The sequence below is a fragment of the Delftia sp. Cs1-4 genome (assembly GCF_000214395.1).
GTDB lineage: Bacteria > Pseudomonadota > Gammaproteobacteria > Burkholderiales > Burkholderiaceae_C > Comamonas > Comamonas acidovorans.
In genome coordinates this window covers 6223164-6248289 of record NC_015563.1, presented here as the reverse complement: position 1 = coordinate 6248289, position 25126 = coordinate 6223164, and the positions used below count along the sequence as shown (strand labels likewise).

21 protein-coding genes are annotated in these 25126 nt (G+C 68.6%); 7 read left to right on the top strand and 14 right to left on the bottom strand.

The genetic code is table 11. The annotated features are described in order from the left end of the window. Nucleotides 1–73 precede the first annotated feature (73 nt). The 3 genes from dacB to DELCS14_RS27415 all read left to right on the top strand — a co-directional run bounded on the left by dacB (nucleotide 74) and on the right by DELCS14_RS27415 (nucleotide 3698). Nucleotides 74–1609 (top strand): D-alanyl-D-alanine carboxypeptidase/D-alanyl-D-alanine-endopeptidase, encoded by a 1536-nt coding sequence (gene dacB, locus DELCS14_RS27425; RefSeq protein ID WP_228676827.1) that lies wholly within the window; start codon nucleotides 74–76, stop codon nucleotides 1607–1609. A 252-nt stretch (nucleotides 1610–1861) separates the two neighbouring features. Then, entirely contained in the window at nucleotides 1862–2995 is a 1134-nt protein-coding gene (locus DELCS14_RS27420) for an SGNH/GDSL hydrolase family protein (protein WP_013804493.1), read from the top strand. A 31-nt stretch (nucleotides 2996–3026) separates the two neighbouring features. Continuing rightward, nucleotides 3027–3698: an OmpW family outer membrane protein gene (locus tag DELCS14_RS27415; RefSeq protein ID WP_013804492.1), complete on the top strand. Its 672-nt coding sequence runs from the start codon at nucleotides 3027–3029 to the stop codon at nucleotides 3696–3698. Between the two features lie 64 nt (nucleotides 3699–3762). On the opposite strand, the gene DELCS14_RS27410 is transcribed toward DELCS14_RS27415, so the two are convergent. Further along, a complete protein-coding gene (locus DELCS14_RS27410) occupies nucleotides 3763–5301 on the bottom strand; it encodes a CoA-acylating methylmalonate-semialdehyde dehydrogenase (RefSeq protein ID WP_013804491.1) in 1539 nt (512 codons plus the stop codon). Between the two features lie 82 nt (nucleotides 5302–5383). Here DELCS14_RS27410 and DELCS14_RS27405 point away from each other — a divergent pair, with 82 nt between their 5' ends. Beyond that, entirely contained in the window at nucleotides 5384–6358 is a 975-nt protein-coding gene (locus tag DELCS14_RS27405; protein ID WP_013804490.1) for a LysR family transcriptional regulator, read from the top strand. A 10-nt stretch (nucleotides 6359–6368) separates the two neighbouring features. Here the strand turns inward: DELCS14_RS27405 and DELCS14_RS27400 are convergent, their stop codons facing one another. The 4 genes from DELCS14_RS27400 to iolC are packed head-to-tail and all read right to left on the bottom strand — an operon-like array spanning nucleotide 6369 to nucleotide 11228. Next, entirely contained in the window at nucleotides 6369–7349 is a 981-nt protein-coding gene (locus DELCS14_RS27400) for a tripartite tricarboxylate transporter substrate binding protein (protein ID WP_013804489.1), read from the bottom strand. Between the two features lie 42 nt (nucleotides 7350–7391). Beyond that, a complete protein-coding gene (locus tag DELCS14_RS27395; protein ID WP_012202915.1) occupies nucleotides 7392–8411 on the bottom strand; it encodes a tripartite tricarboxylate transporter substrate binding protein in 1020 nt (339 codons plus the stop codon). Nucleotides 8412–8454: 43 nt separating this feature from the next. Beyond that, entirely contained in the window at nucleotides 8455–9258 is an 804-nt protein-coding gene (gene iolB, locus DELCS14_RS27390) for a 5-deoxy-glucuronate isomerase (protein WP_013804488.1), read from the bottom strand. Beyond that, nucleotides 9255–11228: a 5-dehydro-2-deoxygluconokinase gene (gene iolC, locus DELCS14_RS27385; RefSeq protein WP_013804487.1), complete on the bottom strand. Its 1974-nt coding sequence runs from the start codon at nucleotides 11226–11228 to the stop codon at nucleotides 9255–9257. Before iolC ends, iolB begins: the two co-directional genes overlap by 4 nt. 100 nt (nucleotides 11229–11328) lie before the next feature. Between iolC and DELCS14_RS27380 the strand changes: the two genes are divergently transcribed. Continuing rightward, nucleotides 11329–12228: a MurR/RpiR family transcriptional regulator gene (locus tag DELCS14_RS27380; RefSeq protein WP_013804486.1), complete on the top strand. Its 900-nt coding sequence runs from the start codon at nucleotides 11329–11331 to the stop codon at nucleotides 12226–12228. 36 nt (nucleotides 12229–12264) lie between these two features. Here DELCS14_RS27380 and DELCS14_RS27375 read toward each other — a convergent pair whose 3' ends face one another. From DELCS14_RS27375 to DELCS14_RS27350, 6 genes are all read right to left on the bottom strand, one after another. Continuing rightward, on the bottom strand, nucleotides 12265–12954 hold the full coding sequence (locus DELCS14_RS27375) for an NYN domain-containing protein (RefSeq protein WP_225971041.1): 690 nt from the start codon (nucleotides 12952–12954) through the stop codon (nucleotides 12265–12267). Nucleotides 12955–13169: 215 nt separating this feature from the next. Next, entirely contained in the window at nucleotides 13170–14168 is a 999-nt protein-coding gene (locus tag DELCS14_RS27370; RefSeq protein WP_013804485.1) for an L-threonylcarbamoyladenylate synthase, read from the bottom strand. Between the two features lie 11 nt (nucleotides 14169–14179). Next, a complete protein-coding gene (locus DELCS14_RS27365; RefSeq protein WP_013804484.1) occupies nucleotides 14180–15343 on the bottom strand; it encodes a 5-(carboxyamino)imidazole ribonucleotide synthase in 1164 nt (387 codons plus the stop codon). Next, nucleotides 15340–15837, bottom strand: a complete 498-nt coding sequence (gene purE, locus DELCS14_RS27360) for a 5-(carboxyamino)imidazole ribonucleotide mutase (protein WP_013804483.1) — start codon at nucleotides 15835–15837, stop codon at nucleotides 15340–15342. Before purE ends, DELCS14_RS27365 begins: the two co-directional genes overlap by 4 nt. Before the next feature lie 83 nt (nucleotides 15838–15920). Then, nucleotides 15921–17309, bottom strand: coding sequence for a hypothetical protein (locus DELCS14_RS27355; protein ID WP_013804482.1), 1389 nt, complete (start codon nucleotides 17307–17309; stop codon nucleotides 15921–15923). Beyond that, complete coding sequence (locus DELCS14_RS27350; protein ID WP_013804481.1) at nucleotides 17306–18292, bottom strand: ABC transporter ATP-binding protein; 987 nt, start codon at nucleotides 18290–18292, stop codon at nucleotides 17306–17308. The genes DELCS14_RS27355 and DELCS14_RS27350 overlap by 4 nt, the downstream gene beginning before the upstream one ends. Before the next feature lie 275 nt (nucleotides 18293–18567). Between DELCS14_RS27350 and trxA the strand changes: the two genes are divergently transcribed. Continuing rightward, the gene (trxA, locus tag DELCS14_RS27345) at nucleotides 18568–19524 is read left to right on the top strand and encodes a thioredoxin (RefSeq protein ID WP_012202925.1); all 957 of its coding nucleotides are present in this window, start codon (nucleotides 18568–18570) and stop codon (nucleotides 19522–19524) included. 63 nt (nucleotides 19525–19587) lie between these two features. Here trxA and DELCS14_RS27340 read toward each other — a convergent pair whose 3' ends face one another. Continuing rightward, on the bottom strand, nucleotides 19588–20394 hold the full coding sequence (locus DELCS14_RS27340) for an aminotransferase class IV family protein (RefSeq protein ID WP_013804480.1): 807 nt from the start codon (nucleotides 20392–20394) through the stop codon (nucleotides 19588–19590). 96 nt (nucleotides 20395–20490) lie between these two features. On the opposite strand from DELCS14_RS27340, the gene DELCS14_RS27335 reads away from it, so the two are divergent. Beyond that, the gene (locus DELCS14_RS27335; RefSeq protein ID WP_013804479.1) at nucleotides 20491–21426 is read left to right on the top strand and encodes a LysR substrate-binding domain-containing protein; all 936 of its coding nucleotides are present in this window, start codon (nucleotides 20491–20493) and stop codon (nucleotides 21424–21426) included. A gap of 9 nt (nucleotides 21427–21435) precedes the next feature. Here the strand turns inward: DELCS14_RS27335 and DELCS14_RS27330 are convergent, their stop codons facing one another. Both DELCS14_RS27330 and DELCS14_RS27325 read right to left on the bottom strand, forming a co-directional pair. After that, nucleotides 21436–23397, bottom strand: coding sequence for a J domain-containing protein (locus DELCS14_RS27330; protein WP_013804478.1), 1962 nt, complete (start codon nucleotides 23395–23397; stop codon nucleotides 21436–21438). Next, nucleotides 23394–25094: a molecular chaperone HscC gene (locus tag DELCS14_RS27325; protein ID WP_013804477.1), complete on the bottom strand. Its 1701-nt coding sequence runs from the start codon at nucleotides 25092–25094 to the stop codon at nucleotides 23394–23396. The genes DELCS14_RS27330 and DELCS14_RS27325 overlap by 4 nt, the downstream gene beginning before the upstream one ends. Nucleotides 25095–25126 lie beyond the last annotated feature (32 nt).

The window sequence follows — 25126 nt, the reverse complement described above, 5'->3', positions numbered from 1 at the left end:
AGTGCAGGATTATCGGTGCCCCGCCCGTCCCGCGCCCGGCAGGGCTGCAATGACCGGCGTAGACTTGCCGGCCATGTTGCATCTTTCGCCGTCTTCTTCCCTTATTTCCTCGATTTCCTCCGCCTTCTCACTCGGAACGCCGCGTTCACGCCGGGGCCTGGCGGCCGCGCTGCTGGCGGCGTCTGTCCTGCCCGGCGTGGCAAGCGCCCAGGCAGATGCGCCCACCTCGCCGGCCTCGCTGTCCACCAAGACTGCACGCGAAAGCCGGCTGCCCCCGGCCGTGGAGGCGGCGCTTGCGCGCGCCAAGCTGCCGCGCGACGCGGTCTCGGCCCTGGTGGTCGAGGTCGATGGCCGGGCCGCCCCGCGCCTTGACTGGCAAAGCCATGTGGCCATGAATCCCGCCTCGGTCATGAAGCTGGTCACCACCTATGCGGCGCTGGATCAGCTGGGTCCCGCACATGTCTGGCGCACGCCCGTCTTCCTGGGCGGGCCGGTGCAGGACGGCGTGCTGCGCGGGCCGCTGTACATCCAGGGCCAGGGCGATCCCAAGCTCGTGATGGAGCGGCTGTGGCTGATGCTGCGCCGCCTGCAGGGTATGGGCATCAAGGTCATCGTGGGCGACATCGTGCTGGACCGCAGCGCGTTTTCCGTGAGCGGCCATGACGCGGCCACCTTCGACAACGAGCCCTGGCGCCCCTACAACGTGGCGCCCGACGCGCTGCTGGTCAACTACAAGGCCGTGACCGTGGGCTTCACGCCCGATGCGGCGGCGGGCGTGGCGCGGCTGCAATACGATCCGCCGCTGGCCGGCATCCAGCAGCAGGAAACCGTGCCGCTGGCGCCGGCCGGCAGCGAATGCGGCGACTGGCGCGCCCGTCTGCAGCTGGACATGGCCGACCCGCTGCGCATCGCCTTTGCCGGCCCGTTCCCGGCCAGTTGCGGCGACAAGAGCTGGTCGCTGGCGCCGGCCCAGCCCGAGGCCTTCGCGGCCCGCGCCATCGAGGGCATGTGGCGCGAGCTGGGCGGCAAGCTCACCGGCACCGTGCACGACGGCCGCGTGCCGGCCGGGCTGCAGCCAGCGTTCCAGAGCGAATCGCCTTCGCTGGCCGAGGTGGTGCGCGACATCAACAAGTACAGCAACAACGTCATGGCTCAGCAGGTGTTCCTGACCATGGGCATGCAGCGCACGGGCGTGGCCAGCTTCGAGTCCTCGCGCCAGGCCCTGGGCCAGTGGTGGCAGGCGCGCTGGGGCGCGGCCGAGCAGCCCGTGGCCGACAACGGCGCGGGCCTGAGCCGCGAGGCGCGCATCACCGCCTCCGGCCTGGGCCGCATGCTGCAGCAGGCCTGGGCCTCGCCGGTGATGCCGGAGTTCGTGGCCTCCATGCCCATCGTCGGCGTGGATGGCACGCTGCGCCGCAGCCTCAGCCGGGCCCAGGGCATGGCACATCTGAAGACCGGCACGCTGCGCGATGCCTCGGCCCTGGCCGGCTATGTGGACGGGGCCAGCGGCCGCCGCTACGTGCTGGTGGCCATGGCCAACCACGCCAACGCCCCGGCCGCGCGTGCGGCCTGGGATGCGCTGGTGGACTGGACGGCGCGCGACCGCTGATCGGGCGCCTTCGCGTCTTGTGCAGGGCCTGCTTTCGCAGGCCCTTTTTCATTGTTTTCCCAGCAAGGGCGTTGTCCTACCCACGGGCCATGCGGCGGTCCTTATCGTCTGTTCGCCCGCGTGCGAATTGCCTTGTCGGCGTGCGATTTCTATCCGTAGTTGCCCGGTGTCGCCAATGCGCAAGTGTCGTTACGATGGCTTTAGCAAAAAAGCACGGTCGTGCTATTCATAACACTTCACGGAGATTCCATCTTGGCAAATCGTTATCGAATCCTCGCGGCCGCTCTGGCCACGGCCGGCCTGCTGGTCGCTTGCGGCGGCGGCAGCGGCGCTGACACCACCCCCCGCGCCAAGATCACCTCCGTCAAGGTGATGGGCGACAGCCTCTCCGACAGCGGCACCTTCGGCTACAAGTTCACCGTCCAGAACGCCACGCTGACGGGCGCCGGCTCCAACCAGGTCTGGGCCGAGCGCGTGGCGGGCCTGTACAACATCTCCCTGTGCCCGCGCTTCAACGGCACGGCCTTCACGCCCAACACCTCGTGCAACAACTACGCCGTGGGCGGTGGCCGCATCAACTACACCAGCGCGCCCACGGCACCCATCTCCATCACGCAGCAGATCCTGCTGGCGGGTGCGGCGGGCTTCACGGCCGATGACCTGGCGGTGATCGACGGTGGCGCCAATGACGCGGCCGATGTGATCGGCGCCTTCCTGGCCGCCTCCAGGGACCAGGGCGCCAACTTCAAGGCGCTGCTGTCCACCAAGATCGACGCGGCCACGCTGGGCGCGCTGCTGCAGCAGGGCCAGACCGGCATGGCCCAGGCCGGTGGCCTGTACATGCAGAACCTGGCCAAGGGCTTTGTCTCCAGCATCCAGACCAATGTGCTGGGCAAGGGCGCCACGCGCGTGGCCATCCTCAACGTGCCCGCCATCACGCTGACGCCGCGCTTCCAGCTGGTGCTGCAGTCCGTGGCTCAGCAGCAGGGCTCGGCCGCCGCCGCGCAGCTGGAGACCGTGTTCGACGGCTGGGTCAAGGCCTTCAACCAGCAGGTCGCGGCCGGCTTCGAGGGCGAGAGCCGCGTGGCCATCATCGACTTCTACAGCGAGTTCCGCCAGCAGATGGCCGACCCCGCCCAGTACGCCTACACCAACGTGAAAAAGGCGGCCTGCCCTGCCACCGGCGTGGGCGCCGACGGCCTGCCCACCTACAGCTTCCCGACCTGCACCGAGGCCGCGCTGTCCGCCTCCATTCCCGTGGGCGAGACCAGCGCCAACTGGTGGAAGAGCTATGCCTTTGCCGACAGCTTCCACCCCACGCCCTATGGCCACCAGCAGATGAGCCAGCTGGCCTCCCGCACCCTGGCCCGCGCCGGCTGGCTGTGATAGCAGACACGCAGCACGAGGAGACACATCCATGAAGACATTCCTGCGTATCACCGCCGCCGTGGCCATGGCCACGGCCTGCATGGCCGCCACCGCCCAGTCCGCCGGCACCTGGAGCGTGCGCCTGGGCGCCACGCGCATCGATCCCCAGACCAGCAGCGGCTGGCTGAGCACGCCCAGCTTCCCCGACACCCGCGTGGACGTGAAGGCCAACAGCCAGCTCACGGGCGGCGTGACCTACATGGTCACCAACAACTGGGCCATCGACGTGCCCATGGGCCTGCCGTTCAAGCACGACTTCGTGGGCGATGGCGCCATCTCCGGCACGGGCAAGCTCGGCCGCACCAAGGTGCTGCCCGCCACCGTGTTCGCGCAGTACCGCTTCGGCGAGGCCAACTCCGCCTTCCGCCCCTACCTGGGCCTGGGCGTGACCTATGCCAAGTTCTTCGGCGAGCGCACCACGGCCTCCCTCAACGGCCTGACCGGCGGCACGCTGGCCAACCCCACCACGGCCTCGGTGGACAGCAAGTGGGGCCTGACGCCGCAGATCGGCTTCGTCTACAACTTCAACGAGCGCTGGTTCCTGGACGTGGCCTACTACAAAAGCTTCCTGAAGACTACGGCACACCTGTCCTCGGGCCAGAGCGTGTCGCTCAAGCTCAATCCCAACGTCTACGCCATCGGCATCGGATACCGCTTCTGACAGGTCGCAGTCCCCAAAGAAAAACCAGCCCGCGGGCTGGTTTTTTCATGGAGCGGGCCTGCGCCTACTTGGCCGTGGGCATCACGAATTCCGCGCCCTTGGGCGTGCTCTCGGGCCAGCGCTGCATGATGCTCTTTTGGCGGGTATAGAAGCGCACGCCTTCCTCGCCGTAGGCATGCATGTCGCCGAACAGGCTGCGTTTCCAGCCGCCAAAGCCGTGCCAGGCCATGGGAACGGGAATCGGCACGTTGATGCCGACCATGCCGACCTCGATGCGGCGGCCGAACTCGCGCGCCACGTTGCCGTCGCGTGTGAAGCAGGCCACGCCGTTGCCGAACTCATGGTCGTTGACCAGCTGCACGGCCTCGGCGAAGTCCTTGGCGCGCACCACGGCCAGCACGGGGCCGAAGATCTCTTCCTTGTAGATGCGCATGTCGGGCGTGACATGGTCGAACAGCGTGCCGCCCAGCCAGAAGCCGCCCGAGGTGTCGGTGCCCGTGGCGGCGCCGGCCGCCTTGCCGTCGAAGCCCCGGCCATCGACCAGCAGCTGCGCGCCTTCCTTGACGCCCAGGTCGATGTAGCCGCTGATGCGATCGTGCGCGGCGCGGGTCACGATGGGACCCATTTCCGCGGCCAGGTCCTCGCCGTCCAGCACCTTCAGCGCCTTGGTGCGCTCGATCAGGCGCGGCAGCAGCTGGTCAGCCACATCGCCCACCAGCACGGCCACGCTGATGGCCATGCAGCGCTCGCCGGCCGAGCCGTAGCCGGCGCCGATCAGTGCGTCCACGGCCTGTTCGATATCGGCGTCAGGCATGACCACCATATGGTTCTTGGCGCCGCCCAGGGCCTGCACGCGCTTGCCGTGGCGCGCGCCCGTCTCGTAGATGTAGTTGGCAATGGGCGTGGAGCCCACGAAGCTCACGGCCTTCACCTGGGGATGCTCGATCAGCGCATCCACGGCTTCCTTGTCGCCCTGGACCACGTTGAACACGCCGTCGGGCAGGCCGGCCTGCTTGAGCAGGTCGGCGATCAGCAGCGAGGGCGTGGGATCGATGGGGCTGGGCTTGAGCACGAAGGTGTTGCCCGCCGCAATGGCCACCGGGAACATCCACATCGGCACCATCACGGGGAAGTTGAACGGCGTCACGCCCGCCACCACGCCCAGCGGCTGGCGCAGCGTCCAGTTGTCGATGCCGGTGGAGACCTGGTCGGTGAAATCGCCCTTGAGCAGCTGCGGGATGCCGCAGGCGAACTCCACGATGTCGATGCCGCGGCTGACCTCGCCCTGCGCATCGGTGAAGACCTTGCCGTGCTCGGCCGTGATGGCGTGGGCCAGTTCGTCCTTGTGCTGGTTGAGCAGTTCGAGGAAGCGGAACATCACGCGCGCCCGGCGCAGCGGCGGCGTGTCGGCCCACTTGGGGAAGGCCGCCTGGGCGGCCGCCACGGCGGCATCGACATCGGCGCGCGAGGCCAGGGCCACGCGGCCCGTGACCTGGCCGGTGGCCGGGTTGGTCACGTCCTGCTCGCGGCCGCTGGCACCTGCCGTGCGCTGGCCGTTGACGTAATGGACGATGGAAGCGAAGGAGGTGTTTGCGGTGTTCATGCCGGCCAGTCTAGGAGTGCGCCTTCGGCCTGCCTAGGCGCTGCGCTTGAATTGATTGTTCATTTTGCTGAACAATCCCTGCATGGCAAATGAAAAACCCGATGCCAAGGCCGAGGCCTTGTGGAGTCACCTGCACTGGCTGGTCGTGCTGGAGCAGCAAGGCAGCTTTACCTCGGCCGCCGCGCGCCTGGGCGTGAGCAAGGCGGCCATGAGCCAGCGCGTGGCCGAGCTGGAGCGCGCGGCCGGCGTGGCCCTGGTCACGCGCACCACGCGCAGCGTGCGCCTGACCGAAGCGGGCCAGCGCCTGGTGGACGAGACGCGCGGTGCCTTCGAGCACATCGCCGACAGCTTTGCGGGCGTGCGCGACCTGGCGGCTGAGCCGCGCGGCCTGCTGCGCGTGACCGCGCCCGTGGCCTTCTCGCGCCAGCAGCTCATGCCCCGGCTGCCGGCCTTCCTGCGCGCCCATCCGCAGATCCGGCTGGAGCTGGACCTGTCTGACCACCTGCGCTCGCTGGCGATGGAGGGCTTCGACATTGCCGTGCGCCATGCCTCCACCCCGCCCGAAACCCATGTGGCCTGGGCGCTGGCGCCCACGCGCTCGCTGCTGGTGGCCAGCACGGACTACCTGGCCGCGCACGGCACCCCGGCCACCCCGCAGGACCTGGCCGCGCACCAGTGCCTGCACTACCCGCGCACCCAGGGCGCCATGGCCTGGAGCTTCGTGCCCGCCTATGCCGGTGCGGACGCCGGTGCAGACGCCAGTGCAGACGCAGTACGCACCGTCGTGCCCGTGGCCGGCGGCTTTGCCGCCAACAACAGCGAAATGCTGCGCGACGCCGCCATGGCAGGCCTGGGCATCGCCCTGGTGCCTGACTTCAGCGCCCAGTCGGGCCTGGCCTCCGGCCATCTGCGCGAGGTGCTGCCCGGCTGGCGGCCCGTTGATGCCTTCGGCGAACACCTGTTCGCGATACGCCCCTACGCCAGCCACGTACCGCGCGCGGTGGCGGTGTTCGTGGAGTTCCTGCGGGCGTCGTTTGCGGCGGGGTTCATCCGCTGAGGGCGAGCCCTCAGGCCTTGATCCCCAGCTTGTCCACCAATTGCTTGAACACTGCGTTGTCGCGGTCGATCACGGCCTTGAATTCGGGCTGGTCCAGGTAGCCCTCGCCCATGTTCTGCTTGGCCATGGTCTCGCGCAAAGTGGGGTCCTTGAGGGTCAGGGCCATGGCCTTGCGCAGGGTCTGGACTACGGCGTCGGGCGTGTTGCGGGGCACGGCCAGGCCGCGCCAGCCGCCGATGAGCAGGTCGATGCCGCGCTCCTTGAGCGTGGGCACGGCTTCCCAGCCGGCCTGTATGCGCTGCTCGGCCATGATGGCCAGCGGGCGGATCTTGCCGGCCGCCACATAGGTGGCCACCTCCACGGGCGTGACGGCCACGGCCTCGATGTGGCCGCCCAGCAGGTCGAGCACGGCAGGGTTGGCGCCGCGGTAGGGCGCGTGGTTGAACTTCACGCCTGCCTTGTCCTGCAGCGCGGCGGCGGCCAGGTGGCCCAGCGAGCCCGGGCCGGCATTGCCGATGCGCACGGCGGCCTCGTCCTTGCGCGCGGCGGCGATCAGTTCCTCGATGCTGCGATAGGGCGAGTCGGCACGCACGGCGATGGTGGCGGGGTCGGCGTTCAGGCGGGCCACGGGCAGCAGGGCGTCGGAGCTGATCTTGGTCAGCCCCATGTGCGGGATCATGGTCAGCTCGACGGTGATGATGCCGATCTTGTAGCCGTCCGGCCTGGCGTTGGCCAGTTCGGTCCAGCCCACGGCGCCGCTGGCGCCTGCGCGGTTGAGCACGATCAGGTCCTGCGGCAGGTGCTTGCGCGCCACCTCGGCCAGCGCGCGTGCCAGCACGTCGGTGCCGCCGCCAGCGGCAAAGGGCACGATGAGTTCAATGGGGCGCTGGGGCCAGGCGCCGGCCGGTGCCTGCGCCATGGCGGGCAGGACCGGCGTTGCGGCCAGGGCGGCCAGCGAGTGGATGAATTGGCGGCGGGATGCGAGGGTCATGGCTTGTCTCCGGGATCTTTTTTATGTGGCGATGTCTGCGCTTCAATCCATTTTGATGTTGGCGGCCTTGATCACGCCGCTCCACAGCGCCTGTTCCGAGCGCACGAAGCCTGCGAACTGCTGCGGCGTCATCTCCATGGGCTGTATGCCGATCTCTTCGAGCTTGGCACGCGTTTCGGGGTGGCGCAGGGCGGTGGCCAGGCTTTTGTTCAGGCGCTCGGTGAGCGCAGGGCTCAGGTGGGCGGGGCCGACGAAGCCCTGCCAGGCATAGGCTTCGAAGCCGGGCACGCCGGCCTCGGCCATGGTGGGCACGTCGGGCAGGATGGGCAGGCGCTGGGGCGTGGCCACGGCCAGCACGCGCAGCTTGCCCGCGCGGATGGCCGAGATGCTGGGCGGCAGGTCCACGAACATGGACTGGATCTGGCCGGCCATGAGGTCCTGCAGCGCCGGGGCCGAGCCCTTGTAGGCCACGTGCAGGATCTGGGTGCCCGTGCGCTGCTTGAACAGCTCCAGCGCCACGTGCAGCGGCGAGCCCGGGCCCGACGAGGCCGAGGAGATGCCGCCCGGCTCCTTGCGCGCCATCGCCAGGAATTCCTGCACGTTCTTCGCAGGGAAGGACGGATGCACGGCCAGCACCAGCGGCATGCGGCCCAGGCCGCCGATGTAGCTGAAGTCCTTGCCCGCGTCATAGCTCAGGCGCGCATACATGGCGGGGTTGAAGGCCAGCGTGCCCGAGTCGGCCGTGCCCAGCGTGTAGCCATCGGCCGGGGCGCGTGCGATCAGCGTGGCACCGATGATGCTGGCCGCGCCGGGGCGGTTGTCCACCACCACGGGCTGGCCCAGGTCCTTGCCCATCTGCACGGCCAGCTGGCGCGCGATCACGTCGGTGGTGCCGCCCGGTGCGTAGGGCACCACCCATTTGACGGGCTGGGTGGGCCAGGCTGGCGCGCTCTGGGAGGACGGGGCTGGGGCGGATTGCGCCTGGGCGGTGCCCATGCCCAGCGTCAGCAGGGCGCAGGAAAGCCAGGCCTGGCGGTGCAGGGCCATTGGGTTGAACAGCATTTTTGTCTCCGGTGGTTTTTATGGTTGTCTGTTGCGCCGTGCGTCAGCGCGGCCGCAGCATCCATTCGTGCGCGGGGTCGTTGCGGAAGGCCCAGCGCCGCTCGGGCCCGGCCATGGTGTTGAGGTAGTAGAGGTCGTAGCCGTGCGGGGCCACGCAGGGGTGGTAGCCGCGCGGCACCATCACGGTGTCGCGGTGCTCCACCGCCATGGCTTCGTCGATGCTGCGGTCATCGGTGTAGACGCGCTGGAAGGCAAAGCCCTGGCTGGGGTTGAGCAGGTGGAAGTAGGTCTCCTCCAGCACGGTCTCGGCGTCCGGCGCGGCGGGGTCGGCGCTGTCGTGCTTGTGCGGCGGATAGCTGGACGAGTTGCCCGCGGGCGTGATGACCTCGACCACCAGCAGGGACTCGGCCGCCTCGGTCTCGGGCAGGATGTCGCAGACATGGCGCGTGTTGCTGCCCTGGCCGCGCACGCTGCGGCGCATGCTTTCGGGCGCGATCACGCGCGTGGCATGGCGGCCCGTGGCGGGTGCGGCGCTCAAGGCAATGTCGGCGGGTCCACGCGCTGTGATGCGCAGGCTTTGGCCGGGCGGCACGTAGACGGCCGTGGGCGCACTCTCCTCGAACACGCTGGAGCGGCTGCCCAGGGCGCTGAACGCCTGGCTGCCGACCCGCATATCCACCTGGCCGGTGAGCACGGTGATGCAGTATTCGAGCGGGCCGGTGGACAGCGCCTCCACCTCGCCTGCCTGCAGCCGCAGGGCCTTGAAGTGGATATGCTTCCAGCCCGCGCTGGCGGGCGTGATGTCGGTGACGATGCGGCCGGGCGCGGCCTTGACGAGAAGGCTCATGCCGTGGCTCCTTCGGTGATGTCCTGGCGCGCGCCCACGCGGCTGGCATCCCAGCCCGCGATCAGCGCGCGGAAGTTGGCGGCGACGGCATCGCGCAGCGCGGCGTCGTCCAGCTCGTTGCGCAGCCACTGCAGGGCCGGGCCGGCCCAGACGCTGCGGCCGATCATGAAACCCTTGACCACGGGCGCCCGCGCCTGGGCAAAGCCCTGCACCAGTTGTTCCACGGGCTGGGACAGCCCCAGGATCACGGCGCCCCGGCACCAGGGGTCGCGTTCGTTCACCAGGGCGTCCAGCGCCTCCCAGTTCTCGCGCGCCATGGTGCCCACCTTCCACCATTCGGGCTTGAGGCCCAGGTCGTAGAAATGGCGTATGGCGCGCAGCACGGCCTCGCCCCGGTCGTCGGGCGCCAGCGTGTCCTTTGGCGGGATCACTTCCAGCAGCAGCTCATGGCCGCTGGCGCGCGTGGCGGTCCAGACCTGCTGCAGCCAGGCATCCTGCTCGGCGCGCAGTGCGGGCGTGTCGTCGGGGTGGTAGAAGACCAGGCATTTGACGGTATGGCTTTGCGGCCAGTGCAGCAGCTCGGAAGCCAGCGAGTCCGTGCCGTCAAAGCGCAGCGGGCGCGAGCCCGGCAGCTCGATGGGCCGGCCTATCCACCAGCCGCGTCCCGTGGCATCGTGCAGGGCGGCCTCGCCCAGGTCGTGCCGGCCGTCGATCAGCACGCCCATGCGGCCCGCGTTGCCCGGATCGCGCTCGACCTGGGCGACCACCTCGTTGATCAGCCGCTTGAGCGGGCGCAGCCGCGCGGGCGCTGCGCCGGCCTCGCGCGCCAGATCGTCGAACTGGCTGCGGTGGTCATAGGCCAGCACGCACAGCGCGGGCCACTGCGGCCGCGCGCGGCTGACGCGGTGCAGGTGGGACAGCTCGGGGTCCTGGTCAGGACGCGGATGGCGGTGGCCCGAGAACCAGTGCGCCAGCTCGGCCTGCGTGGGCATGGCCGGCGCGCAGCCATGGCGCGAGACCACGATGGCGCCGCAGGCGTTGGCAATCGCCGCAGCTTCCTCCAGGCTCTTGCCGCGCAGCAGACCCGACAGCAGGCCCGAGGCAAAGGCATCGCCCGCGCCCAGCACATTGAGCACTTCCACGCGCTCGCCCAGCACCGTGGGCGCATCGGCGATCGCATCGGGCACCTCGCCCTCGATCAGCGAGCAGCCCAGCGGCCCGCGCTTGACCACAAAGACGGCGCGGCTGCATTCGCGCACGCGGCGCAGGCTGGCGATCAGGTCGCCCTCCACGCCGCCGGCGATCAGCCATTCCTCTTCGGTGCCGATGATGAGTTCGAACTGGCCCAGCTCGGCCTGCAGCCTGCGGCTGACCTCGGCGCTGGCCACATAGCGTGTCTCGCCGTCGCCGCGCGAGGCCAGGCCCCACAGCACGGGCCGGTAGTCGATGTCCAGCACGCGCACCAGACCATGGCGGCCTGCCATCTCCAGTGCCTTGCGGCTGGCGGCCAGCACGCCGGGTGCGCTCAGGTGGGTGCCCGTGATGGCCAGGCAGCGGCAGCGGGCCAGGAACGCCTCGCTGATGGCCTCGGCGTCCAGGGCCATGTCGGCGCAGTTCTCGCGGGCGAAGAGCAGGGGGAAGGTCTCCTGGTCCTTGATGCCCAGCAGCACCATGCCGGTCAGGCGCTGGGCATCGACCTGCACCTGGCTGGTGTCGCAGCCCTCGCGGCGCAGCGTCTCGACAAGGAAGCGGCCATTTTGTTCATCGCCCACGCGCGAAATCATGGCCGAGCGCAGCCCCAGGCGCGCCGTGCCGAAAGCCATGTTGCCTGAGGAGCCGCCCAGGTACTTGGCAAAGCTGCTGGCCTCCTCCAGGCTGCAGCCGATCTGCTGCGCGTAAAGGTCCACGGCCAGTCGGCCCAGGCAGGCCACGTCCAGCGGCCGGTCGGAGGGAAAGTTCAGCATGCTCATCGTCATAGGCCTGTGCGTTGCGGACACCCGCGTGCGGGCCTGTCCATAATCGTTGCGTGCATGCGATCATAGATCGAAATAGAAAAAGTTTTCCATATATATGAAAAATAGAAAAACCCTTGGCGATGCAGGCGCCCCCTCGCTGGCCGGCCCCTACGCCGACCGCGCCGCCTTCCTCACCGTGCTGCGCGAAGGCTTCGAGGCCCTGAGCCGCCAGCTCAAGGCCATCGGCCGCCATGTGGAAATGCAGGGCGATCGCCTGGCCTTCGACGGCATCCAGGCCACGGCCGAGCAATGTGGCGTGCAGCCTTCGGCCGTGGTGCGCTTTGCCAAGCATTTCGGGTTCTCGGGGTACTCGGAACTGCAGGCGCTGTTCCGCGCCGATGCGGCGCGCCAGCTCTCGGCCCAGCATGACTACCAGGACCGCATCCGGGGCCTGATCGCCTCGGGCAACGAGCCACGCAGCAGTGCGCGCCTGGCGCACGAGGTCATCGAAGGCAGCATCGAAAGCCTGCAGGCCCTGCAGCGCGGCCTGCTGCCCGAGCAGTTCGAGGCGGCGGTGGACCTCATGCTGGATGCCCCCTCGCTGTGGCTGGCCGCCTCGCGCCGGGCCTTCCCCGTGGGCGCCTACCTGGCCTATGCGCTGCAGCACACCGAAAAGCCCGTGCACTGGCTGCACGGCCTGGGCGCAATGCAAAAGGGCGAGCTGCGCGCGCTGGCGCCCGGCGACGTGATGCTGGCCGTCTCCTTCGAGCCCTATGCGCCCGAAACGCTGGAAATGGTGGACGCGGCCCTGGCACGCGGCGCGCGCCTGCTGGCGCTGACCGACAGCCAGCTCAGCCCCCTGGCATCCCGCGCCACCGTCACCCTGCTGGCACAGGACGCAGCCACCTTCGGCTTTCGCTCCCTGACCAGCACGCTGACCCTGGCGCAGTCGCTGTTCCTGGCGCTGGCCTACCGGATGGAGCTGGCGTACGAGCCTTCGGTGAAGAGGTCCTAGGCGGCAGCGTTCCGCCCAGGGCCGCTTTGTGGGGGTTCACCAATGCGCAGGCTTGCTGGCTGGTTTTTTCCGCGTCTGCACGTTCAGCGGCAACTGCGATTGCGCCAGCTCGTCGTCCCTGATGTGATGGCGAACCCAGTGCGCCAACGCCGTCAAGCGCTTGTTGGGCACTTTGCCGTCTGCTGCGGTCCTGTCGCGCAATGGCATGACCAGCCCCAGCCTGGCGGCGGGCACGTCCTCGCGCAGCATGCGCAGTGCGGGTTCCACGTCACTGTCGTTGGAGCAGATCACCAGCTGGTCGCATTCGCCACGTACTGCATCACGGTAGGCGTGCAGCGCAAGGTTCACGTCGGTCTGCTTTTCTTCGATCATCCAGACGCGCGACACGTTGTTCTTGCTCGGGTTGGCGCCCGCTTGGTAGCTCGGCAGGGATGTGGGTTCGAAGACGTGGAAGCCGTTGACGATCTGGATCAGGCCAGGGTCTCGTGCCTGAAGGGCGCGAAGGTACTGGGTCTGTGCCTGGACCGATGCCTCGCCATGCCGGGCGTACGAGGCTTTGACAGGGGCCGTGAAGTACTTGATGGCGACAACCTCTGCGCCAGGGTCTTGCGGCAGCAGGATGCGATCACGAAACAGCGCAGCAATGTCCAGCCACTTGTACGGCGTGCCCTTGAGCCGCGAGTAGTAGAGGTTGTAGCCGTCGATGTAGATGGTTGTTCTGGTCAATGTCCAAGCCACCAATGAAAAGACCACCTTGCGGTGGCCTTTTCGCCCTAAGCCTGAGCCAACTGAATGACACCGCGAAGGGATTGTGTAGCGCGATTCTACCAACTCCTGCCATTCAAAGGCCTGGAACGGCGCCTGTTCCTGCGGCGCACGCCGTTGGACAGGCGCGCGGGTTGATGCCCGATGCGGCACTGCAGTCCCGGGGGGGGCCTCTTCTATCCCGCAGCTGCCGCGCGCAGCAGCCGGTCGCGCACGCCTTCCCAGTCCGGCGTGTCGGGTGGAGTCTCGATCCAGATCAGCCGGGCGCCGACTTCATCGAAATCGCGCAGGGCGCCGAACAGCTCGCGCGCGGTGGCGGCGGCGTCGGCGGGCATGGCGCGCAGCGTGACGGCGCGCGAGGCGGTGCGCAGCGGTGTGCGGTGGTAGACGGCCAGGTTCCTGGCGTCGGCGCCCAGCACGTCCAGCCCGGCCTGCAGCTGCCTGGCGTCCATGAGGCGCACCTGGGCGTTGGGCGCGTAGTGGGCCAGCAGGGTGCCGGAGGCGCGTGGCGTGTTTTCCTGCAGCTCTTCCTTGGACAGGGGGCGCTGGCCGCAGGCGCGCTCGATATCGTCGCGCGTGATGGCGCCGGGGCGCAGCAGCACGGGCACGCCGCGCGTGCAGTCCACGATGGTCGATTCAATCCCCACTTCGCAGGCGCCGCCGTCCAGCACCAGCAGCGCGTCGCCGAACTCGCCGGCCACATGGGCCGCCGTGGTGGGGCTGACGCGGCCAAACTTGTTGGCGCTGGGCGCCGACACGCCCCAGACGGGCGGCTGCAGTCGCTGGCAGGCGGCCAGCACGGCATGGGCGACGGGGTGGGAGGGGCAGCGCAGGCCCACGCTGTCCTGGCCGCCGGTCGAGGCCCGGGCGGCCTGGGGCATGCGCGGCAGGATCAGGGTCAGCGGGCCGGGCCAGAAGGCGTCGATCAGCTGCTGCGCGAACAGCGGCACTTCACGCGCATAGCGCGTGATGGCGCCGCTGTCGGCCACATGCACGATGAGCGGATGGTTGGGCGGCCTGCCCTTGGCGGTGAAGATCTGCGCGACGGCCGCGTCGTTGTCGGCGTCGGCCGCGAGGCCGTAGACGGTTTCCGTGGGCAGGCCCAGCAGTTCGCCGCGCTGCAGCGCCTGCGCGGCGGCCTGGACAGAGGCCGCCAGCGTTCCATCAAGAATCATCGCGCGGGCCTTCAGAACGGCTCTATACCCAGGATGGCAGCGGCCTGCAGGGCGGTGGAGCGCACGGCCTCGGGCGAGGGGCCGGTGACGTTCAGGTGGCCCATCTTGCGGCCGCGCTTGGCGTCGTGCTTGCCGTACAGGTGCAGGTGGCAGCCGGGCAGGGCCAGGACCTGGTCCCAGGCCGGCGCCTTGGCCTGTTCGCCGTCCTTGAACCACAGGTCGCCCAGCAGGTTCAGCATGATGGACGGGCTGTGCTGGCGCGGCTGCGTCAGCGGCAGGCCGGTCATGCAGCGCACCTGCAGCTCGAACTGCGAGACATCGCAGGCGTTCTGGCTGTAGTGGCCGCTGTTGTGCGGGCGCGGCGCGATCTCGTTGACCACGAGCATGCCGTCCTGCAGCACGAAGAATTCGACGCAGAGCACGCCCACGTAGTCCAGGCCGTCGGCCACGGAACGTGCGGCGGCCAGCGCCTGCTCGACCTGGGCCTGCGGCAGGTTGCCTTCGTAGACCTCGGTGACGGAGAGAATGCCTTCGCGGTGCAGGTTGCGCTGCACGGGCAGGTTGACCATGGAGCCGTCACGGCCGCGCGCCACGATGACCGAGCATTCATGGGCCAGCGGCAGCATTTTTTCCAGCACGCAGGCCACGCGGCCCAGTTGCTCCCAGGCGGTGGCCAGCTCGGCGGCGTTCTTCACGCGCACCTGGCCCTTGCCGTCGTAGCCCATGCGGGCGGTCTTGAGGATGCCGGGCAGCAGGCTGGCGTGCACGGCCGCCAGCTGGGCGGGCGTCTCGATCACCGCATAGGGCGCGCAGGGCACGCCGCAGCGCACGAAGTGGGCCTTCTCCTGGGCGCGGTCCTGGGCAATGGCTACGGACGAGCCGGCTGGCGAGACCGGCCGCTGGGCGGCCAGCAGGTTCAGCGCCGCGGCGGGCACGTTCTCGAATTCGGTGGTGACGGCGGCCGACAGGCGCGCCAGTTCGGCCAGGCCCTGCGGGTCTTCGTAGCCGGTACGGATGTGGTGGTGGCTGACCAGGCCGGCAGGGCTGGTCGGGTCGGCGTCGAGCACGGCCGTGAAATAGCCCATGGCCTGGGCCGATTGCACGAACATGCGGCCCAGTTGGCCGCCACCCAGCACGCCCAGCGTGGCGCCCGGCAGGATCACATCTGCGCTCATACGGCCACCGGGGGAAGCGTCATTGCGCGCGCTGCGGCGGTCTGCTCGGCGCGGAAGGCTTCGAGCCTGGAGCGCAGGGCCGGGTCCTCATTGGCCAGCAGGGCCACGGCGAACAGGGCCGCATTGGCCGCACCGGCCGCACCGATGGCGAAGGTGGCCACGGGCACGCCCTTGGGCATCTGCACGATGGAGTGCAGCGAGTCCACGCCCTGCAGGTGGCGGCTGGCCACGGGCACGCCGAGCACGGGCACCACGGTCTTGGCGGCAATCATGCCGGGCAGGTGGGCAGCGCCCCCCGCACCCGCGATGATGGCCTTCAGGCCACGGCCGGCAGCGGCTTCGGCATAGGCGAACATGTCGTCGGGCATGCGGTGGGCCGAGACGACCTGGGCTTCATGGGCGATGCCAAATTGCTGAAGAATGGCAACTGCGTGCTGCATGGTCTCCCAGTCGCTGCTGGAGCCCATGACCACACCGATCTGGATGGAGTTCATGTCGTGAGGGCGCCTGCGGCCCGGCCTAGTGGAACCCGCGATTTTACTTTTTTAGTCCGGATCGGCCCGCATCCCCCTGCAAATCACCGCACAGCCGTGTGCTGCTCGCGCGCAAAACCCAGCACGCGCTGGCGAAACACATGGGCCAGCCAGGCCAGGGCCAGCCCCACCTGCACGGCCAGCGACAGCCACATTCCGCTGGTGACGGGCTTTGTCAGGCCGGCTGCCAGCGGCTGGGCCAGCACGGCGGCATCGGCCCCGGCCAGGCCAAAGGCCAGCAGCGGCAGCACGATGTTGACCAGCAGCCAGGTGACGGCAAACGCGGCCAGCGGCGACTTGATGCGCCCGGCCAGCAGGGAAAAGCCCGTGGCCAGCGCGGCATCGCGCAGCAACTGCGCCGTGGCCAGCGCCGCCAGTTGGGCCGCGCCCGGCACCATGGGCTGGCCGCCCGCGGGCCACAGCAGCCACAGCGCGCAGGCCAGCACGGCCAGCAGCCAGCTCACGGGCCACAGCGGCAGCGCTTCGAGCGCGCCACGCCAGCGCCCCTGCAGCACGCACCACTGCACCTGGCGCCAGCTGCGCAGGCCCTCGTCCATGCCGTGCAGGCAGACATAGGCCGTGCCCGCCAGCGCCAGCCCGGTGGTCCAAGCGAAGAAAGAGGCCGGGCCGGGGCCATGCAACTGCATTGCATCGAGGTGCATGCCTCCAAAGGCCAGGCCCGCCACGCACAGGCCCAGCGGCCAGGCCCAGGGCAGGGTGCGCACATCCAGCCGCGTGCACAGCAGCCGCCACAGGGCCAGCAGGCCCAGCCCCAGCGCGATGGCGCCGAACAGGTAGATGGCGCCGCGCCCGTGCAGCGGCACGGACCACCACAGCACAGGGCGGCCTTCTTCGCGGCCCAGCTGCTCGGTCAACCGGCCCAGGATAGGTCCGGGCAGCACCATCACGAACAGCAGCGGCACCAGCACGAAGCGGATGCGGCGCGCGGGCTGCTCCTTCGGTCCCCAGCCCATGAGCACGGAGTGCATGCTCCAGGCCTGCAGGGCCAGGCCCCACAGCACGGCCTGCAGCACGGCGTGCACGCCCCAGGCCAGCCCGCCCGGCTGGCCCGCCGAGGTGACCAGCACGGCCAGCGCGCACCACAGCATGTACAGCCAGGCCGCCAGCGGGGCGCCCAGCAGCTTGCCCCAGGCCATCTGCCAGGGCGTGAGGGCCGACAGGCGCTGCCAGTCCCAGGTGTGCTGGTGCGCCTCTTCGTTGAGGCCGCGCCCGGCCAGTACGCTGCCCAGGCCGGCCGCGGCGATCCACATGCCGATCAGGGCGGCGACCAGCAGGGCATGCAGGCGGTCTTCGGGCTGGACCAGGACCATTGGCGTGGCCAGCAGCAAGGCGGTGAGCAGCAGGCTCCAGCCCAGTTGGGCGGGCCGCCAGTTGAGCCAGAGCTGGCGCTGGAATTCCGGGTTGTGCGTCATGGCTGCTCCGCAGGGGTGAGGGGGGCTGCGGCCTGCAGGCCGCGTGCGTAGCGGTCCTGCAGGCGCTCGCGCACAGGCGCCAGGCTGGCCACGGGCAGGCCGGCGCCAACCAGGCGTGCCAGCAGGTCGGCGCGTTCGCGCGGCAGGGCGGGCAGCCACAGCTGCAGATGCACCAGGCCCTGGTCATCGGGCGGCGGCACAGGGGTGTCGGGAAGGACTAGATGCAGTTGCCGTGCCAGCGACCCGGCCGAGGCACCCGGGGGCGGTGCCAGCTCCAGCGCGTACAGCGCCAGCGGCACATCGCCGCCGGCGGCAGGTGCCTTGATGCCGCCGTGCAGGGCCTCGTGGCTTTCCACGCGGCCGCCGCGCAGGCTCAGGATGTGGGTGCAGTACTCGTCGAGTTCGCTGAGGATGTGGCTGGAGACGATCAGGGTCATGCCCTGGGCCTGCAGCGCCCGCATCAGCTGGGACAGGCTGGCGCGGGCCTCGGGGTCCAGGCCGCTGGCCGGCTCGTCCAGCAGCAGCACGCGCGGCTGGTGGACGATGGCCTGGCCGATGGCCACGCGCTGGCGCTGGCCGCGAGACAGCTCGGTGGGCAGGCGCTCCAGCAGATCGGCCAGGCCCAGCTGCCCGGCCACGTGCGCCACGCGCTGCGGCGCCTCGGACGGGGGCACGCCCATGGACAGGGCCGCGTACTGCAGACAGCGCCGCACGCTCAGGCGGTCATAGAGGCCGAAGAAATCCGACAGATAGCCCAGGTGCCGGTGCACTTCGCGGGGCTGCTCCTGCACGGCAATGCCATGCACCTGGACCTGGCCCGACAGCGGCTGGTCCAGCCCTGCGATGCAGCGCATCAGCGTGGATTTGCCGGCGCCGTTGGGCCCCACCAGGGCCGTGACGGTGCCTGCGGCGATATGGACGCTGACGCCATCGAGCGCGCGGTGGCCGGGGTACTCGAACACCAGCTGCGAAACCTTGATCAAGGCGAGCCCTCCCTCATTGCGTTGATGGCAGGCCGCAATGGCGGCACAGCGCGCCAATATAGCCCAGCGCTGCCGCGCCGCGCCCTCGGCCGGGCGGCTTGAAATGCGCGCAGCCTGCTCCCATCTGGGGTGGCTGCCGCCCATGGCGTTCACGCCCTGGGCCTTGGAATTGCTGGAGAATCACACGGTCCGCATCGGAGGCATTCGGCCGCCGAACTCCGAACCGCCACAGTCCGCGCGCCCTGGCCGCGCGCCTTGCCACAGGGTCTGATCACATGATTGATGTCACCATTGAGAATTTCGAAGCCGAAGTCGTCGCCGCCTCCATGCAGGTGCCGGTGCTCGTCGACTTCTGGGCGCCCTGGTGCGGCCCGTGCAAGACGCTGGGCCCCATCCTGGAAAAGCTCGAAGTGGCCTACGAGGGCCGCTTCAAGCTGGTCAAGATCGACTCCGACCAGGAGCAGCAACTGGCCGGCATGTTCGGCATCCGCTCCATCCCGACCTGCATTCTGATGATGGGCGGCCGCCCCGTGGACGGCTTCATGGGCGCGCAGCCCGAAGGCAAGCTGCGCGAGTTCCTCGACAAGCACCTGCCCTCGGAAGGCGAGCTGGCCGCCGAGGCCGAAGCCGACGAGGCCCACCAGTTGCTGGAAGCCGGCGACACCCAGGCCGCCCTGCAAAAGCTGGCCGACGCGCTGGCCGCCGACCCCGCCAACGACGATGCGCGCTTCGACTACGTGCGCCTGCTGATCGCCACGGGCGGCTACGAAGAGGCCGGCGCCCTGCTGGCCGAGCCGCTCAAGCGCATTCCCCAGGCCACGCGCTTCGAGGCGCTCAACCAGTGGCTGCAATGCATGCTGTTCGTGCACAACGACGAGCGTGGCAACTGGGAGTTTGCGCAGTTCGATGCCGTCATCGCGCAGAACAAGCGCGACTTCGACACCCGCTTCGGCAAGGCCCGGGCCCTGGCCGCCGAAGGCCAATGGGCAGCCAGCATGGACGAACTGCTGGAAATCATCATGCGCGACAAGGATTGGAACGGCCAGGCCGCGCGCAAGCTCTACGTGGGCATCCTGGAGCTGCTCACGCCCCCGAAGCCCAAGAAGCAGGACGCCATCCCCGGCAAGAGCAGCGGCGGCATCGAGCTGCTGGGCAAGGCTGGCGCCGAGCAGGACGAAGCCACGCAACTGGTCAACAGCTACCGCCGCAAGCTCAGCATGGCGCTGAACTGAGACCGGCGCTGCACGGGTGAAGAGACGGGGAGCCTTGCGGCTCCCTTTTTTCATGGCGAGGACTCAGGGTGCAACCGGTTCCTCGGCCGCATGCGCGCGGTGCAGCAACTGCACGAAGCCGGGCGCATCGGGCAGATGCACATCGGCCAGGCGCCTGACCGGAATGCCCGGGGACCACGAATTCATCACCACGGCGCCAGCCAGGGATGGCAGGTCGGCCCGGGTCAGCACGGCCTGGCGCTGCGCCACGCCCAGGCGCTGCAACTGGCGCCGCAGCATGGACTCGGTCGTGCCCGGCAGCACCTGGGCGCGCGGCCAGACCACGGCATCTCCATCCCAGAAGGCCAGGTTCCAGATGGTGGCCTCGCCAATGCGGCCGTGGCGGTCGGCAAAGGCGGCGTCGTCAAAGCCCTGGGCCACGGCGCGGCGCAGCAGATGGGTCTTGGCCACCTCGCCCACATGCTTGAGGTGGGGCAGCATGCGCTCATGCTCGAACAGCGCCAGGCTCAAGGGCCCGGCGGGGCCCGAGGCGGGTGCCGAGGTGCGCACCAGCATGCGCGGCCGCGCATCGGCGGCCGTGAATTCCCCGGCAGGCGAGTACACCGTGGCGGTCAGCGACACATCCTGCGGGCCGTTGGCAAGCGCCGCCCGCAGCTGCGCCTGGACATGGTCATCGGACAAGGCCTGGCCGTACAGCTCCAGCGAGGCCTGGCGCAGGCGCTGCAGATGCAGGTCCAGCCCGCGCAGCCGGCCGCCGCGCACCTGCATGGCCGTGAAATGGGCATGGCCGGCAAAGGCCAGGGCGGCGAGTTCGGCCGCCGTAGCGGGCTGCCCATCGATAAGGCTGGTGAAGAAGGAGGCGGTTTCCATGGGTTCATCCATCAAGTTTTCTTGATTGTTCGATGGCAGTCCCAAAAGAGGAAGCAAGTAGTATTCGGCACTTCATCAAGAAAAATTTGAAGATCCATGCGCCAGCTTCCACCCGGCACGCGCGCCCTGCGCAGCTTCGAGGCTGCAGGGCGCCACCTGAACTTCACGCGCGCGGCCGACGAACTGGGGCTGACCCCGGCGGCGGTCAGCCACCAGATCAAGGAGATGGAGGAACAGCTGGGCCTCGTCCTCTTCACGCGCAACAGCCGCAGCATGCAGCTCACGCCCGCAGGCAGCGTGCTGCTGGAGGCCACGGCCGAGGCGCTGGGCCTGCTGCGGCGCGCCACGGGCCGGGCGCGCCAGCTGGCCCGGGGCGAGACGCGGCTGCGCCTGTCGCTGGGCGCGCGCTTTGCCACGCAGTGGCTGCTGCCCCGGCTGCCGCGCTTTCGCGCCGCGCATCCGCAGATCGAACTGAGCTTCGACATCTGCGACGAGGTGCGCGACTTCGACGCCGATGACATCGACGCCGCCATCCGCTTCGGCACCGGCCGTGATCCGCACACCCTGGCGGTGCGCCTGTTCGATGCCAGGGTGATCCCCGTCTGCAGCCCGGCCCTGCTGCAGTCCGGCCCGCCGCTGGCCCGGCCCGTTGACCTGCTGGCGCACACGCTGTGCCATGTCGATTGCAGGGTGGACGGCCAGGTCTGGCCGAACTGGCCGATGTGGATGGCGGCGGCCGGCGTGGAGGGCCTGGACGCAGGCCGTTGCATCGCCTTCACCGACTCCAGCCATGTCGTGCAGGCCGTGCTGGACGGCGGCGCCGTGGGCCTGGTCGAGCAGGACCTGGTGGCCGAAGACCTGGCCCGTGGCCGCCTGGTGCGCCTGTTCGACATCGCCGTGGGCCTGGGCCCGGCCTACGCCTACCACCTGCTCTACCCCCGGCGCAGCCAGGGCCAGCCGGCCATCGAGGCGCTGCGTGCGTGGGTGCTGCAGGAGGCCGGGCTGGCAGGAGACGGGCTGCTGCCCGCCTGAGCCTGCGATTCAGGTGTTCGCAGGCTTGATCCTCTGGAACTGGAACCAGCCCTGGTTGAGAAACACGGGCAGCAGCGGCACCAGATAAAAGACGATGGCGTCCAGGAATGGTGACCCCGCGGCCTCCTTCTGCGGCGCACCGCCAAGGAGTGCGTGGATCGCAGCGGGATCGCGCCAGTACATCCCGGCCCAGATCAGCCACAGGCCCAGCATCGCCAAGCCGAGCCAGCCGCGCCAGGCGGACTTCGGCTGGTCGGGTATCAGGGCGGACGCTGCGTTGTCGAAGCAGAGACTGCTGAACAGGGATACAGCGGCCATGGCACAGGCCGTCAGAGGGATCTGCCACGCACGATATTCGGGGACGATGGCCACCATCGACATGCAAAGTACAGCAGCCAAGAAATGGGGGGATTGTTCCGAGCCCAGCACCATCAGCCGGTAGGGCAGTGCGATTGTGCGGCGCAGCAATGCCAGCGAGAGTACGAGTATTTCCTGCAGGCTCGAACTGCGCCGCTGCTGCTTGCGCAGAACGACCGACTGCCTGAGTCCATGCCATGCCTGCTCCATGCGGTCACCGTGCAGCGTGTACGCGATGGCACAGACCAGGAACCAGGTCGCGCCGGCCAGGGCTCCGGTCCAGGGCATGTCCTTGAACCATGGCAGGGCCTGCACGGCCAGGGCGCACCACAGCAGCAGAGGCGGCAAGGCCTTGCCAGCCGGGCTGGCAGGCAGCAGCGCCAGCCAGTAGGCAACCAGCACCAGCATCACGGCCACGAAGAGCAGCGGCGTGCTGTCCACCGAGGTGAAGAGCACGGGCCACATGCGGGCCTCCCAGATGCCGAAAATGGCCGTCGCCGTCACCATGAGCGCCACGGCAGTCCAGACCATCGCCAGCATCCTGTTGCGGCTGAGTCCCCCCTTCCACAGTGCCGCGTGCTGGGCGTGCTTGACGTGCAGCACCCCGCTATAGGCGTAGCCGGCCATCACGAACGTGCCATACCCGATGAGGAGCACCGCCATGAGTCGGACCCACCAGGGCTCATGGGCATATTCGCTCCAGGACATCAGCACGGACGAGAGAAAGACCACCAGGGCAGTCCGGAAGGCGCAGCCCATTTCCATGGCGTGGTCGGCAAGTGAATGCAGCGGCGGCTTCGGGACGCCGAGCGCATAGCGCTGCCCCGGGCTGAGTTCGTTCCACAGGCGGGCAAGCCGGCTGGGGGCGAGCATCGCCAGCAGGTAGATGCGCCACTTTGCAAGCTGCTGCACCAGTTGCCCGAACAGCGCGATTTGGCCGTAGTACTGCCTGAAGGCAGGATCGGGGTAGAAACGGGATTCCAGTTGGTCCAGTTGCTCTCGCAAGGCGGTGGCGCGGGCATGCCCCATCCATTGCCAGGCGCGGAAATCCGTCTCCCAGGCGAAATACTCGGACAGGGCGCGCGCAAATGCCGGCGGAAGCTCGGGCACCTCGATCACCAACTGCGCAAACCAGTTGCAGGCGTCAGGACGCTGTGACAGGGGCAGCTTGTCCAGTTCCCGCCGCAGATTGGGCCAGCCGTTCAGCAGTGCATCAGGCCCTGCCTGCTTGAGGTAGTTGAGCGTTTCGTGCGCCAGATCCCTGGGCGGGATGAAGGCGGCTTCCTGTGCCTGGGGTTCTGCTGCGTCCGTGTTGCCGGGCAGAGGTTGAGTCCCGGGGCCAGGCACCGGCTCCGACAGCGGTGCAGGCTCTTGTTCCTGCTGCGCAGGCCTGGCACTGGATACCTGCTCGACCGCAGCCGTGCTCGGCATCTGCGGATCGCCCGTGGCCGGTCGCCTGGCGTGCTGCAGGGCCAGGTCATAGGCCTCGCGCAGTGATTGATAGGCGGCCGCATCGTCATCGGGCCGCGTGTGCTTGAGCCTGGCTGCGTAGGCCTTCTTGATGGCCGGCAGGTCGGTCGTGGCTTCAATGCCCAGTACTTGCCAGAAGTTCATAGCACGAAGCCCTTGTCGATGCTGTCCAGGTACTTCCTGAACTCGCCGCGCCACTGGCGGATCTGCTGCTCGTCCTGGCTGTCGAGAATGGCTTCGAAACGCGCCAGCGCGTGACCTATGTCCTGTCGCGCAGGGCCCAGCCTGTCTTCGTACAGCCGCTTGGCCCGTGCGACCAGATAAGCGTTTTCCTGTTTGTCGCGCGGATGGATCTTGAGTGCGCGCAGCTTGAGCAGGGCCTCCTGGATCTGCTCGTCGCTCAGGACATGATCGCTGCGCTTGATCAGCGTGCTGGTGGTCTGGCCGGTTGCCGGAATATGCCCTTCCACTTCGAGCAGACCATTGACGTCATAGGTGAAGCGGATATTGATGCTGATCTCGCCGCGTCCCTTCGCCGGTATCTCGACTTCCAGGTCGCCGAGTTTCAGGTTCTCGCTGCCCATGGGTGACTCGCCCTGGCGCACGTCGATGACGATGCGCGTCTGTCCATCCTGAACGGTGCTGTAGGTCTGGACACGCGATACCGGCACCGGCGTATTGCGTTCGATGATGGGTGAAAAGCGGTCGCTGTAATGCCGTCCATCGATATTTTCCGAACTCACGACTCCCAGCGAGTAAGGCATCACATCGGTCAACACGATTTCGCTGAGTGCGGCATTGCGTGATTTGAGGCCGGCTTGAATGGCTGCGCCGTGTGCAATCGTTTCATCGGGATGGATGGTGCGCAGCGGCAGTCGGCCGAACAGGCGCGTGACCAGCTGGCGGACCATGGGCATGCGGCTGGCGCCCCCGACCAGTACCACTTCGTCCAGATTGGCAATGTCCAATTGCGCATCGAGCATGGCGCGTTCCAGCGGCCTGCGCAGTCGCTGCAGCAGGTCTGCGCAGCGGTTTTCATAGTCGACACGGCTGAGCGTCAATGCATGCGGCGTCTCCTGGTAGGTAAACCGCATTTCAGTGGACTCGCTCTCGCTGAGGTCGCGCTTTGCCTGTTCCGCAGCGTGCCAGAGCCCCCCATCGGAAGAGAGGCTTTCGCGGGGAACGCTGCGCAATGCAGGCGTCTGCTCAATGAACCAATCGACCAATACCTGCGCGAAGTCCTCGCCGCCCAGGCGTGTGTCCCCGGCGCTGGCGCGCACTTCCACCACGCCTTCGAAGTACTCGAGCACGGAAACGTCAAAGGTGCCGCCGCCCAGATCGAACACCAGAAAGGTCGAGTGATCCGGCCTTTCCTGCAGGCCATAGGCGAGGCCGGCTGCCGTGGGCTCGTTGAGCAGCCGTTCCACCTTGATACCTGCCAATTGGCCAGCCGCCTGCGTGGCCTTGCGCTGCACATCGTTGAAATAGGCCGGCACGGTAATGACTGCCTCGGTCACGGGTTCGCCCAGATAGGCTTGCGCATCCGCCACCAGTGCGCCAATGACCAGCGCGCTCAATTCCTCGGCGCGCAGACGCTTGGGCCCCAGCACAACCGTGTGGTCCGTGCCCATCCAGCGTTTGAACGCCATGGCCGATTGTTGGGGATGCGTGGCAACACGTTCCCGGGCCGCCAGGCCCACCAGAATGGCACCATCGTCCGAAATGCTGATGGCCGACGGAGTCAGGAAATGGCCCAGCGAATTGGGTATGAGTTCGGTCTTGCCATCGCGATAAATGCTGATCAGGCTATTGGTGGTGCCCAGATCGATTCCAACTAGCATTGCGCTCCCTCTCAATGATGTGGGGAGGCATT